Annotated in this window: 10 protein-coding genes; 7 read left to right on the top strand and 3 right to left on the bottom strand. The window is 49.5% G+C overall.

Annotated elements, in window-relative coordinates; translation table 11 throughout:
- The first annotated feature begins 48 nt into the window (after positions 1-48).
- The 6 genes from KNP93_RS03790 to rlmD all read left to right on the top strand — a co-directional run bounded on the left by KNP93_RS03790 (position 49) and on the right by rlmD (position 7176).
- Positions 49-1269: an Nramp family divalent metal transporter gene (locus tag KNP93_RS03790; RefSeq protein ID WP_131972272.1), complete on the top strand. Its 1221-nt coding sequence runs from the start codon at positions 49-51 to the stop codon at positions 1267-1269.
- Positions 1270-1470: 201 nt separating this feature from the next.
- Positions 1471-1761 carry an Asp-tRNA(Asn)/Glu-tRNA(Gln) amidotransferase subunit GatC gene (gatC, locus tag KNP93_RS03785; RefSeq protein WP_026827487.1) on the top strand — a complete coding sequence of 97 codons (291 nt, stop codon included), beginning with the start codon at positions 1471-1473 and terminating at the stop codon, positions 1759-1761.
- 16 nt (positions 1762-1777) lie between these two features.
- On the top strand, positions 1778-3220 hold the full coding sequence (gene gatA, locus KNP93_RS03780) for an Asp-tRNA(Asn)/Glu-tRNA(Gln) amidotransferase subunit GatA (RefSeq protein WP_214853244.1): 1443 nt from the start codon (positions 1778-1780) through the stop codon (positions 3218-3220).
- A gap of 13 nt (positions 3221-3233) precedes the next feature.
- Positions 3234-4667 carry an Asp-tRNA(Asn)/Glu-tRNA(Gln) amidotransferase subunit GatB gene (gene gatB / locus KNP93_RS03775; RefSeq protein ID WP_012371374.1) on the top strand — a complete coding sequence of 478 codons (1434 nt, stop codon included), beginning with the start codon at positions 3234-3236 and terminating at the stop codon, positions 4665-4667.
- Between the two features lie 146 nt (positions 4668-4813).
- Entirely contained in the window at positions 4814-5782 is a 969-nt protein-coding gene (locus KNP93_RS03770) for a diacylglycerol kinase (RefSeq protein WP_012371373.1), read from the top strand.
- Between the two features lie 29 nt (positions 5783-5811).
- Positions 5812-7176, top strand: coding sequence for a 23S rRNA (uracil(1939)-C(5))-methyltransferase RlmD (rlmD, locus tag KNP93_RS03765; protein WP_114595032.1), 1365 nt, complete (start codon positions 5812-5814; stop codon positions 7174-7176).
- An 81-nt stretch (positions 7177-7257) separates the two neighbouring features.
- On the opposite strand, the gene KNP93_RS03760 is transcribed toward rlmD, so the two are convergent.
- The 3 genes from KNP93_RS03760 to KNP93_RS03750 all read right to left on the bottom strand — a co-directional run bounded on the left by KNP93_RS03760 (position 7258) and on the right by KNP93_RS03750 (position 12028).
- Positions 7258-8451, bottom strand: a complete 1194-nt coding sequence (locus tag KNP93_RS03760; RefSeq protein WP_214853227.1) for a CDP-glycerol glycerophosphotransferase family protein — start codon at positions 8449-8451, stop codon at positions 7258-7260.
- 11 nt (positions 8452-8462) lie between these two features.
- Positions 8463-9617 (bottom strand): helix-turn-helix domain-containing protein, encoded by a 1155-nt coding sequence (locus KNP93_RS15840; protein ID WP_131502266.1) that lies wholly within the window; start codon positions 9615-9617, stop codon positions 8463-8465.
- A 164-nt stretch (positions 9618-9781) separates the two neighbouring features.
- Positions 9782-12028, bottom strand: a complete 2247-nt coding sequence (locus KNP93_RS03750) for a methyl-accepting chemotaxis protein (protein WP_214853224.1) — start codon at positions 12026-12028, stop codon at positions 9782-9784.
- A 176-nt stretch (positions 12029-12204) separates the two neighbouring features.
- Here KNP93_RS03750 and KNP93_RS03745 point away from each other — a divergent pair, with 176 nt between their 5' ends.
- Positions 12205-12627 carry a CBS domain-containing protein gene (locus tag KNP93_RS03745; RefSeq protein WP_012371366.1) on the top strand — a complete coding sequence of 141 codons (423 nt, stop codon included), beginning with the start codon at positions 12205-12207 and terminating at the stop codon, positions 12625-12627.
- The last annotated feature ends 53 nt before the right edge of the window (positions 12628-12680 follow it).

The following is a 12680-nucleotide window of genomic DNA, read 5'->3' as shown; positions in this document are numbered from 1 at the left end:
TATACGCAAAAAAAGCGTATACTAACAACTAAAGAGAGGTGAGGCAAAGTGGTAAGTCAACCGATCGTTCCAGTGGAGCGTTTGAAAAAAAGACACTATATCGGACCGGCTTTTGTCGCCGCCGTCGCTTACCTCGATCCGGGGAATTTTGCGACGAACATGACGGCAGGAGCCCAGTACGGATTTTTACTGCTCTGGGTAATTGTTGCCGCCAACCTGATGGCCGTGATGATTCAGACACTATCGGCCAAACTGGGGCTGGTCAGCAATACGAGCCTTGCGGAAGTCATTCGGGATGAACTGTCGCCGGTCATGCGAATTCTTTATTGGGCGCAGGCCGAACTCGTCGCGATGGCAACGGATTTAGCGGAGTTCGTCGGGGCGGCACTCGGTTTTAACCTGCTGTTCGGCATCGATTTGAAAATCGCCGCCTTGCTGACAGCGGTTGCTTCGTTCGTCATCCTTGGATTTGAACGGAAAGGGTTACGTCATTTTGAAGCTGTCATCGGAGCGTTAGTCCTCGTCATCGCTCTCGCGTTTGCGATTCAGGTCATTGAAGTTAAACCGGTCCTGCGCGATGTCGCCGGCGGATTGATTCCCGGATTTTCCGGAACGTCGAGCATTGTCCTCGCAGCAGGGATGCTCGGGGCAACGGTCATGCCGCATGCGATTTATCTCCATTCCGATTTAACGAAACGCCGGATGGGAACAATCGCGGATAAAAAAGGGTTGTTACGGATTCAAAAGATGGATATTTGGGCTGCGATGCTGATTGCGGGGGCAGTCAACGGCGCAATGCTTGTCATTGCCGCGACGGTCTTCTTCGGAACGAGCCAACAGGCAGAGACACTGGAAAGTATTTTTCACGGACTCGGGACGTCGCTCGGCGGCGCGGCACCTTATCTGTTTGGCGGAGCGTTACTGATTTCCGGACTTGCCTCGTCGAGTGTCGGGACGATGTCCGGGGATGCCATCATGCGCGGATTCCTGAAGATGGAGATTCCGATTTTCCTCCGGCGCAGTGTGACGATGTTACCGGCGATCATCTTACTGTTATCCGGCTTTGACCCGACCCGTGCGTTGATTTGGAGTCAGGTCGCCTTATCGTTCGGAATTCCGTTTGCGTTAATCCCGTTGATCCGTGCCACATCCAGTGAACGGATCATGGGTAAATATAAAAATCAGCCGTTGACGAAAGGGATTGCCTGGACGATCGTCAGTATCGTCATCGTCTTCAATGTCTATTTACTGGGTGATCTTTTATTTTGAATAATCAGATTTTTTGTTTTGCTTACCGACAGCACGGGTAATTCATTACTAGAAGCTTTCTGCCCGGAAGCTTTGCTACCCCTATAAGGACGATGGTGCGGACCTCCCCCCGATGCACCATCGTCTTTTTTGTCTGGACAAAAAGTGCTATGATTAAAAATAGTGTAAAATATATTGAAAAAGTTCCGGAGGTGGAATCAGATGGCAAAGATTAATGAAGAACAAGTCCGCCATGTGGCGCATTTAGCACGTCTCGCCGTAACAGATGAAGAAGTCCAACAATTTACCGTTCAACTTGAGAAGATTCTCGGGTTCGCTGAACAATTAAATGAGCTTGATACGACAGGCGTCGAACCGACGACACACGTCCTCGATCTCAAAAACGTCTTGCGTAAAGACGAAGTCCGCCCGTCGCTACCGCGCACGGAAGTAGAACGACTCTCACCTGATTGGGAAGACGGACAAGTCCGTGTCCCGGCAGTATTTGAATAAGGAGGAGACCACCGATATGTCACTTTTTGAACATGGTGTAAAGAACTTACACACACTCGTCAAAGACGGAGAAGTCAAAGTATCCGAACTTGTCCAGGAATCCTTTGACCGGATTGACCGTGTCGACGGAAAGATCGGCGCATTTTTATCATTAAACGAAGATGCTTTCGAACAGGCAAAACGGATGGACGAGATTGCGAAACACGAAGCAAACCCGTTATTCGGTTTACCGATTGGTGTCAAAGACAATATCGTCACGAAAGGGATGACGACGACGTGCGGTTCGAAGTTCCTCGAAAACTTCGTCCCGGCACACGATGCGACAGTCGTCGAGCGTCTGCATGAAGCAGGAGCCGTCACAATCGGGAAATTGAACATGGACGAGTTCGCGATGGGCTCATCAAATGAAAACTCGGCCTACAAGCCGGTCCGTAATCCGTGGAATACGAAACACGTCCCGGGCGGTTCGTCAGGCGGATCAGCAGCTGCTGTCGCGGCTGGAGAAGTCCTGTTCAGCCTCGGTTCGGATACGGGTGGTTCCATCCGTCAACCGGCCGCTTACTGTGGTGTCGTCGGATTGAAACCGACTTACGGTCTCGTCTCGCGTTACGGTCTCGTCGCCTTTGCGTCGTCACTTGACCAAATCGGTCCCTTGACACGGACAGTCGAAGACAATGCGTACTTATTAAGTGCGATTGCCGGACACTGTGACATGGATTCGACGTCAGCGAACGTCAACCCGACCGATTACACGCAAGCATTGACAGGTGATATCAAAGGTCTCAAGATTGCCGTCCCGAAAGAGTACTTCGGCGAAGGAATCAGTGAAGGCGTTAAAGAAAATATCCGTGCCGCGATCAAGAAACTTGAATCGCTTGGCGCGACAGTCGACGAAGTCTCGCTTCCGAACTCAAAATATGCGCTCGCAACGTATTACCTGCTTGCTTCTTCAGAAGCTTCCTCGAACCTCGCACGGTTCGACGGAATCCGTTATGGTGTCCGTGCCGAAGCCGATGCACTCGAAGATGTCTTCAAGTATTCACGCGCTCAAGGTTTCGGTGACGAGGTCAAACGCCGGATCATGCTCGGCACATATGCCCTCAGCTCAGGTTACTACGATGCCTATTATAAAAAAGCACAACAAGCGCGGACGTTGATCAAACAGGACTTCGACCAAGTCCTTGCCAACTACGACGTCATCATCGGACCAACTGCTCCGACACCTGCGTTCGAACTCGGTGCCCAAAACGACGATCCGGTCACGATGTATGCCAACGATATCCTGACGATTCCAATCAACCTGGCAGGTGTTCCGGCAATTTCGGTCCCAGCCGGTCTTGTCGACGGATTACCGGTCGGTCTGCAAATCATCGGAAAACACTTTGACGAGGCGACGATTTATCGTGCGGCGCATGCATTTGAGCTTGCGACCGGCGGATTCGCGCTTCCGAAGTTATAAAGGAGAATGCCTTATGAACTTTGAAACGGTCATCGGTATTGAGGTCCATGCCGAATTAAATACAAATACAAAGATGTTTTGCGGCTGTGCCCGGGAATACGGCGCAGAAACGAACACGAAGACGTGCCCAATCTGTCTCGGTCATCCCGGCGTGCTGCCGAAAATCAACGAAAAAGCGGTTGAACTCGCGGTTCGTGCTGCGATGGCGTTAAACTGTCATGTCGCCGATCAAACGAAATTCGACCGGAAAAACTATTTTTACCCGGATACACCGAAAGCCTATCAAATTTCGCAGTTTGATCAGCCGATCGGTTTTGACGGCTACATCGATGCTGAGGTCGACGGCGAAACAAAACGTTTCCGAATTGAACGCGTCCACCTCGAAGAAGATGCCGGGAAGATGAACCATACCGGTGCCAACCATTCGGTCGTCGACTTCAACCGGACCGGTGCCCCGTTGATCGAGATCGTCAGTGAAGCGGACATGCGCTCACCAAAAGAAGCAGTCGCTTACCTCGAACGACTCAAGGAAGTCCTGCAATACGCCGGTGTCTCGGACGTCAAAATGGAAGAAGGTTCGTTACGTTGCGACTGTAACATCTCCGTCCGTCCATACGGTCAAGAGAAGTTCGGAACGAAAACCGAGTTGAAGAACTTGAACTCGTTCGGAAACGTCTTAAAAGGGCTTGAGTTTGAAGAAGACCGTCACCGTAAGCTGTTGTTATCCGGCGGCGTCATGCGCCAGGAAACACTCCGCTTTGACGAAACGAAAAAACAAACCGTCCTGATGCGGGTCAAAGAAGGTGCGTCCGATTACCGTTACTTCCCGGAACCGGATCTCGTCAAGCTGGTCCTCGACCACGACTGGAAAGAAGCAATCCGCGCCGGTATTCCGGAATTACCGGATGCCCGTCGTGTCCGCTACCAGGAAGCGCTTGGTCTGTCGGCGTATGATGCGAAACAATTGACGGTCACACGTGAGATGGCCGAGTATTTCGAAGCGACGATTGCAGCCGGTGCGGAACCGAAAGCCGCTGCCAACTGGACGGTTGGGGAAGTCCAAGGTCACTTGAACAAATCGACGGAAACGTTCGACACGATCAAGCTCACACCGGCCCGTCTTGCTGAAATGATCGAACTGATTGCCGGTGGAACGATTTCATCGAAAATCGCGAAACAAGTCTTTACGGCAGTCATCGAACAAGGCGTCGAACCACGCGCTTACGTCGAAGAACAAGGACTCGCGCAAATCTCGGACGAAGGACTGCTTCGCGGACTGGTCGTCGAGATGTTCGAAGCCAACCCGGCAGTCGTTGAAGAACTGGTCAACGGCCGCGATCGGAAAAAAGGGTTTGTCATCGGTCAAATCATGAAAAAAACAAAAGGAATGGCGAATCCGGCACTGCTCGATCAGCTGTTCTACGAAGAACTCGAAAAATTAAAATAAGCCCTGCTGAAGCACTGCTCTCCTTTCTTAAACCAAGGGAAGGAAGCGGTGCTTCTTTTTTTGCCTTTGTAATGTGCCGGTACTTCATGTAAAATAAAACAGTTATGTATCAAATGGATCGGTTGAGTAAAAAAGGAGAAAATCTTATGAGACCTAGAGCGCGAGTGATTTATAACCCGACTTCCGGGAAAGAGATGGTAAAGCGAAATCTGCCGTATATCTTAGACCGGCTGGAAGCAGCGGGTTATGAGACTTCCGTCTATTCGACGAAAGCGGTCGGTGACGCGACATATGAAGCAGCACGGGCCTGTGAAGCCGAATTTGACCTTGTCGTTGCTGCAGGTGGAGATGGCACGTTAAACGAAGTGATCAGTGGCATGGCATCGTATCCGGTGCGTCCGAAACTCGGTGTCTTACCGGTCGGAACGACGAATGACTTTGGCCGGGCGATGCGGATTCCTTTGACGATTGAAGGGGCGATGGATGTCATCTGTACCGGGTACACGATGCCCGTCGACATCGGAAAGATCGAAGGGACGACAGGCACCCACTACTTCATCAACATCGCAGGTGGTGGCATCATGACGGAACTCTCGTATGAAGTTCCATCAAAACTGAAGACGGCACTCGGACAGTTGGCGTATTACGTCAAAGGGATGGAAAAACTCCCGCAAATCCGTCCGACCTATGTCGAGCTCGAACACGAACGCGGGATTTTTAAAGGCGAAGTCATGTTGTTTTTGACTTCGAACACCAATTCTGTAGGCGGTTTTGAAAAACTTTCACCGAATGCTTCCCTCAATGATGGACGCTTTGATTTATTCATTTTGAAAAAATGTAATCTCGTTGAGTTAATCCGCGTCATGCGGTTGGCGTTAAAGGGAGACCACTTCTCTGATCCATGTATTGAACATGTGACGACGTCATTCGTCCGGATGCGAAACACATCCGAGATGAGCTTGAACATCGATGGCGAGTTTGGCGGAATTTGTGAAGGGGAGATGACGAATCTTCAATCGCATTTCGACGTCATGACGCCGAAGTTCCGGATCGACGAGATGGAAACGATCAATTTACAGCTACAGGCACAAGAACAGGAAACGAATCTCGCGTAAGACGCGGGATTTTCTAGGAGGAAAACAATATGATTCCAGTACAAAAAAACGATGAGCACGTCGTCGATATCGTCGACTTGACGCACGACGGTTCAGGAGTTGCCCGGATTGACGGCTACACGGTCTTCATTCCCGGTGCTTTGCCGACGGAACAAGTCAAAATCAGAATTACGAAAACGACGAAATCATACGGTTTCGGACGGATCATCCGTCAAAAAACGAAGAGTGTCGATCGTGTCGAGCCACCTTGCCCGGTCTATAACCAGTGCGGCGGTTGCCAGTTGCAGCACCTCTCGTATGAGGCGGAACTGAAATTCAAACACAACCGTGTCCGTGATGCGTTCGCGCGTCTTGCCGGTCTTGAGATTCCGGTCCACGAAACGATGGGCATGGAAGATCCATGGGGTTACCGCAACAAGGCACAAGTCCCGGTCGCGTTCCAATCCAACAAGTTAATGGCTGGTTTTTATCAAAAACGCAGTCACCGGATCATCGATATGGATTACTGTCTGATCCAAAATAAAGAGAACGACGATGCCATCCAAGCTGTCCGCAAAGTACTGGCTGACCTGAAGGTTCCAGCTTACGATGAAAAGAAAAACAGCGGTGTCATCCGTCACATCATGGCACGCCACGGGTACCACACAAACGAATTGATGATCGTCCTCGTGACGAAGGTCAAACAATTGCGCGGTGCTGATAAAATCGTCGAAGGCATCTTAAAAGCTGTCCCGAACGTTACATCGATCCAGCAAAATATCAATCCGGATGAGACGAACGTCATCTTAGGAAAACGTAACATCGTCTTACACGGACCATCTGTCATCCGCGATCAAATTGCCGGATTGACGTATGAAATTTCACCGCATTCGTTCTTCCAGGTCAACCCGTTACAAACGGAAAAACTGTACGGAAAAGCGCTTGAATACGCTCAGTTAACTGGCGATGAAATCGTTGTCGATGCGTATTGCGGTATCGGTTCGATTTCATTGTCGCTTGCGCAACAGGCGAAACACGTCTACGGCATCGAGATGGTACCACAAGCGATTGACGATGCACGCCGGAATGCAAAAGCAAACGGCATCGATAACGTATCGTTCGAATACGGAACTGCAGAAACGGTCATGCCGGCACTCGTGAAAGGCGGCATCAAGCCTGACGTCATCGTCGTTGACCCGCCGCGTAAAGGCTGTGACGAAGAATTCCTCCGTGCTGCTGCTGAAGTCGCGCCAAAGCGGATTGTCTACGTCTCTTGTAACGCTTCAACACAAGCACGGGACGCCAAGCTTTTGGCTGAACTCGGCTACAAGCTGATGGAAGTGACACCTGTTGATATGTTCCCGCATACGACACACGTCGAGAGCGTTGCTTTGTTCGTACGTGAAGAAAACTAAAAATCTCTATACTAACAAAAAAACGAGAATCACTTACCGCAAGAACGGTGAAGTGATTCTCGTTTTTTTTATGCGTAATGTTTACTGGCTATTAGAAGCGAATAGCGCATCCACCGCGCGTTGACTGGCTTTCCCGTCGTCCAAACTGCAAAAGCGTTCCTGGAATGCCGTGTATTTATCTGCGTATTTTCTGGAGTGTGCCTCGATGTCTGCGATATAGTCGATTACCTGGTCACTTTCTTTTAACAAGGGACCGGGAACGACTGCTTCAAAATCAAAATAGAATCCTCGGAGAACAGAAGCATATTTCTCTAAATCATACGTAAAGAACAACATCGGACGGTTCAGGTGGGCATAGTCAAAGAAAACGGACGAATAATCGGTAATCAGCAGATCGCTGATCAGATACAGTTCTGCGATGTCGCCGTAAGAGGAAACGTCGTAAGCGAAGTCCGCCTGTGCGCTGAGATCGAGATGTTCCGCAATCAAGTAGTGCATTCGTAACAGAACGATATAGTCATCACCTAACCGGGCTTGCATCTGTTCCAGATCCAGCTTGAGATTGAAACGGTATTGTCCCTTCGTCACGAACTCGTCGTCACGCCAAGTCGGTGCATATAAGATGACTTTTTTGTCAGGCGGTAATTGTAATGACTGTTTGATCTGTTCGGCTTGTTGCTGACGATTCGGGGCATACAACAGATCATTTCGCGGATAACCGGTTTCGAGAAGTTGTCCCCGGAAATCAAACGCCCGTTTAAAAATCTCACTGGAATAGACATTGGGTGAAAGCAGGTAATTCCATTCCTGTGCCTGTGACGAAAAGTTTTTTTTATATTGTTCGGTATTCGTACCCGGCATATGAACTTCGTCCATATCGAGTCCCAACCGTTTTAAGGGTGTCCCGTGCCAGGTCTGTAAATACAGCGTCTCCCGCCGTTTCTTTAAGCTGAGCGGCTGACGCGTGTTGAAAATCCAGTACTTGGCCCGGGCCATCTGATAATAGTATTTCGGGCTATTCCGCAATACCCAGTTCGGACAAGCTGCCTTGACTGTAGCGGTCGGTTCTTTGGCAAAAATCCAGACGAGTTGCAGTTCCGGATTCTGTTTTTGAAGCGTCAGGTAGAGCGCCTTCGGATTGTCCGAATAACCGCGTCCTAAAAAACTTTCAAACAGGACAAGATTCTGTTGAACCGGAAGCTTTTGAAACAGTCGATAGAGAAGTAATCCTTTATGGATTTTCTTGCGACGGATTTTCGTAAATAGCTGTGTCATGTCATGCTCCTTTAAAAATGATGTTGTCTGTAATGAGTCGGCGTCTCGCCCGTCGTCTGTTTGAACGCTTGACTGAAATGACTTTGACTCGAAAAATGTAACTTGTTCGAGATGGTCAGTAAGGAATCATCCGTCGAACGCAATAACCTTTTCGCTTCACGGATCCGTTCACGAATGACATAGCGTGCGAGTGGAAGACCCGTTTCTTCCTTGAACAGGACGGATAAATAATTCGCCGAGACATGAATGGCCTGGCTGATTGACGAGACCGATAGAGGATCATACAGATGCTGCTGGATATAACGGATCGCGGCAAGTACGTGCGGCGAATGGCGTAACTCCTGGATCTGTTTGACGGCTTCTGCAAAACTGACCGTAATCCGGACATGACGGTTTCGCAGTTCGGAAATACTGGTTGCCGCCTCAATCGATTCAATCATCCGGTCACTGAGCATAAAGGCTTCATCCGGTTCCAACCCGCCATTGATGGCAGCCCGGGCGCTCAATAAAACGGTACCGAGCAGAAGATTTTTTTCTGCCCGTAATGGTTGATGACGTGCCAATGATCCGAACTCACCGTAAGCGGGGAGAGAGTAGGTCGTCGCTAAGCGTTCGCTTTGTCCGGAAGAAATCCATTCAATGATCTGTTGTTCCCGCTCCCATGCTTTGATGTAGGCGGTTGTGGCCGTATGGGGAGAAACGTCGGCAATCAACGGGATTTCCTGCTCCTCGCTTTCCGATACAGTCCGGATGTCCCGTTTGGCGAGTTGCTGGCCGGTCAATAAGCGGTGGACCAGATGAGCACAGTCAATCAGCCGGTTTTCCGTCGTTCGGGTCAAGGATTTATAAAATTGATGGAACGCTTCATCCTGGATATGCGCACGGAACAAGGCGGACTGCAGTAAGACAGGACCGATCCGGTACTGCCCTTGTTCATGGACAGGAATGAACAGATAGGCCGTCCCGTCTTTTAATGTATACAGGAGCGGTGTCTGATCCGGTGCAGGCCACTCCTGTTCGATCGATAAACGGCTTGGATGGGAGGGAGCAACAGGACTGATGTCCAGTTCTTCACCGGTCAGGGACTGGTACGAAACAAAAAAACCAGTCGTCCCGTAAAGACTTTCCGCGATCTGAATTAAATCTTCTGTTGATAAGGGTGACACTGGAAATCCTCCTTTCTTCTAAACGTGTTGTTTTCAGTTTACGTCGTGTCCAGGCGATTGTATAGCAAGAATCGCCTGGACACGGGGGACGCCGAAAAATCAAAAGACATCAACGGCCTGCGTGCTCAGGCTGTTGATGTCTGTTTGGTCTTAAGTGAAATCGATTAACGATGCGCGTCGTCAAAGGAGTCTGAGTCGACCGGATCAATTGATTCGATATCAGTTGATACGTCCTCGGTTTCAGGCAGCGCATCGAGTGAGGTCGCTGCTACTTGATCGTAAGATGTGTCATTAACAACCGGTTCAGATACTTCGGCAGGCGGCAAAAGGTCGTCCCCGCCAATCGGTTCATCCACTTGGAAATCGACGGTCAGGGCATGAAGTTCCGTTGCGATTTGCGCGAGATGGGCCGCTGCTGTCGTAACCGCTTCGATTGTCGCATTCGTTTCCTGGATGCTTGCGGCACTCGTCTCGATCCCGGCAGCATTTTCTTCCGTCAAGGCAAGAATCGTTCCCATCGCGTCAGAGACTTCTTCGGTAGCCGTCGTCAGCGCACTGATGTCACCCGTTAAGGATTCTGTCCGTTTCGAGACATGCTGGACGGATCCGGCGATCTGTTCGAAATCGACACCGGTCGTCTTGACCGATTCGAGCGATTGCTTTAAGTCATCCATGACGCCGTTCATCGCGCCCATCGCCGTCTGTGTTTCATGTTGGATGTTATCGAGCAGCTGTTTGATTTGTTTCGCGGACTGATCACTTTCCTCGGCAAGTTTCCGTACTTCGCTTGCGACGACGGCGAACCCGCGTCCCTGTTCTCCGACCCGCGCCGCTTCGATGGCCGCGTTTAAGGCCAACAGGTTGGTTTGACTCGAGATGGCCTGTAACGTTCCGAGGATTTTACCGATCTCTTCCGAACGATTGCTGAGGAAATCGGATGTATTCTGGATTTCCTGCTCCAGCGAGTCGGAATGCTGTAATAAATCGGTGATGGTTTGTTTCGTTAAGCTGCTGCCGCGTGCCGCTGCAGTTGCAACGGAAGCGACTTCATTCAGTGTTTGGGTAGCCGATGCCTGCATTGCGACAGACCGTTCCTTGACGCCATATACCGCCTGGGAAGATCGTTCCGCTTGCTTGGTTTGGGTCTCACCGGCGGAAGCGATTTCTTCCATCGTCTGTCCGATTTGAACCGATGCATTTTGAACGTGGGTCGCATTTGATGACAAATCTTGCGAAGCATCCCGGACGGTTCCGGCTGACTGAGTCATCGCGGTAATCGTTTGACGAAGCTTTTGGCGCATCGCGTCAAAGTTTTCGCCAAGATCAGACAGTTCATCGCGGATCCATCGTTTCGGACGGGTCGTTGATCGCAAATCGCCGCTCGCAATCGCTAACGCTTCATTACGCAGTCCGGCTAACGGGCGATTGATGGACCGGCCGATGAGCCAGGCGATCAATGTCGCTAAGGCAATCGCAATGACGAAATTGATTAACGATTGTTTCAGCATCGCATCCTTCGGCGCATACAACGAGGCGTAGTCGAGAACGACGGCTAATTTAAAGCCGGTCTTCGAGGACAACTGCCAGATGACGACCGATTTTTTTCCGCCGACATCCATGATCGTCGAACCGGATTCCTGGTTGATCATTTGTTTCGGTGCTTCAAAGTATGCTTTTCCACCTTCACGTAACTGATCGACTTTTTTGAAGAAATAATTTTTATTCGGGTGCGTGACGACTTTACCGTCTTTCGTATAACTGAAGACGAATCCTTGTTGACCGATTTCAATCCGTTTCATGTCTTCCGATAACCGGTCGACACTCTTGTAGACGGATAAGACTCCTTTGATGTTCGCCTGATCATCGAGCGCTGCTTTTGAAAAACCGATGACGGAAAGCTTGGTCGCCTGATCATAGTAGGGTTCGCTCATTGCGACCGTACTTGAATTTTCTAATGCCTGTTTGTACCAAACGTCCTGACGGGGATCATAACCCGACGTTGCTTCCTGTTTCGGCCAGTTTAAATAACCGCCTTTGACATCGGCATACTGAACAAAGGAATTTTCGATTTTAGATGAACCATATTTCTCAAGGACACTGTAGATATCTTTTGCTTTTTGAGAAGGCAGTTCCGCACCAATCTCCGGAGTATTGCGTATGTAATTCGGTAGTTGTCCGTTCGTCCGGTTGAACGGAAGACCGGCTAACAGGGTGGTATCTTTTTTAGTATCATCGATGATGCGGGAAAAGGATTGTTCGAGTTGTTTTAAGGCCGTTTGAGAAGTCGAATCGACCAGTCGCTCGACGGTCTGACTCGTCTGATCGTAGGAAAACCAGGTCGAGACCCCTAACGTGAGGGCAGGTAATAGAATCAACCCGATGAAAAGACGGCGTGTTATCGGAAGACGCATATGTAATTCTCCTATCTTTTGAAATAGTCTATAAAATCTGTCTATTCTGATTATCGGAAGGGTAGTACTAAATATGAAGGAATTGTGGGGAGATTTTCATGATTTGGGAACTGAACGTAACCGGAGTTCATGATAAAATAGAAGGGGTGTCACAGAGTGGCTAGGGAGGAACAGAAATGAATATTGCTTTTTTCTTATTACCAAAAGACGAAGTCAAATACTTAGATCCGGAATCAACGGTCAGACAAGCACTCGAAAAGATGAAACATCATCGATTCACGTCGGTCCCACTCGTTGATGACAAGGGAAAATATGCAGGAACCCTGACGGAAGGGGATGTCTTGTGGGCACTTGAAAAAAATCTTGAACATGCGGATTATGATCATGTCCTGCAAACCCGTTTAACGGATATTAAGCAACGTGTCCGGTACAAACCGGTTTCCATCACAGCGCAGATGGAAGAGATGATTGAAGTCATCACCGATCAAAATTTCGTACCGGTCATCGATGATGGAAAACACTTCATCGGGATCATTCGTCGACGCGATATCATTGACTACTTTGCTAAAAAAGTAGCGCGGGAAAACGTTCAATACTGAAATCCAGTAAAAAAAGCACTGATTTTCACGAAAAGTGAAGAGAAGTGCTTTTT

The organism is Exiguobacterium sp. s166 (assembly GCF_018618855.1).
Taxonomy (GTDB): Bacteria; Bacillota; Bacilli; order Exiguobacteriales; family Exiguobacteriaceae; genus Exiguobacterium_A.
Note: the sequence above shows the minus strand (reverse complement) of the source record. Positions and strands in the feature narration are given on the sequence as shown.

Bases quoted from the DNA above. Each gene is read 5' to 3' on its own strand.
- KNP93_RS03745 (WP_012371366.1), top strand. From the start codon at position 12,205: ATGAATATTGCTTTTTTCTTATTACCAAAAGACGAAGTCAAATACTTA.
- rlmD (WP_114595032.1), top strand. From the start codon at position 5,812: ATGATTCCAGTACAAAAAAACGATGAGCACGTCGTCGATATCGTCGAC.
- KNP93_RS03750 (WP_214853224.1), bottom strand. From the start codon at position 12,028: ATGCGTCTTCCGATAACACGCCGTCTTTTCATCGGGTTGATTCTATTA.
- gatC (WP_026827487.1), top strand. From the start codon at position 1,471: ATGGCAAAGATTAATGAAGAACAAGTCCGCCATGTGGCGCATTTAGCA.
- gatA (WP_214853244.1), top strand. From the start codon at position 1,778: ATGTCACTTTTTGAACATGGTGTAAAGAACTTACACACACTCGTCAAA.
- KNP93_RS03760 (WP_214853227.1), bottom strand. From the start codon at position 8,451: ATGACACAGCTATTTACGAAAATCCGTCGCAAGAAAATCCATAAAGGA.
- KNP93_RS03770 (WP_012371373.1), top strand. From the start codon at position 4,814: ATGAGACCTAGAGCGCGAGTGATTTATAACCCGACTTCCGGGAAAGAG.
- gatB (WP_012371374.1), top strand. From the start codon at position 3,234: ATGAACTTTGAAACGGTCATCGGTATTGAGGTCCATGCCGAATTAAAT.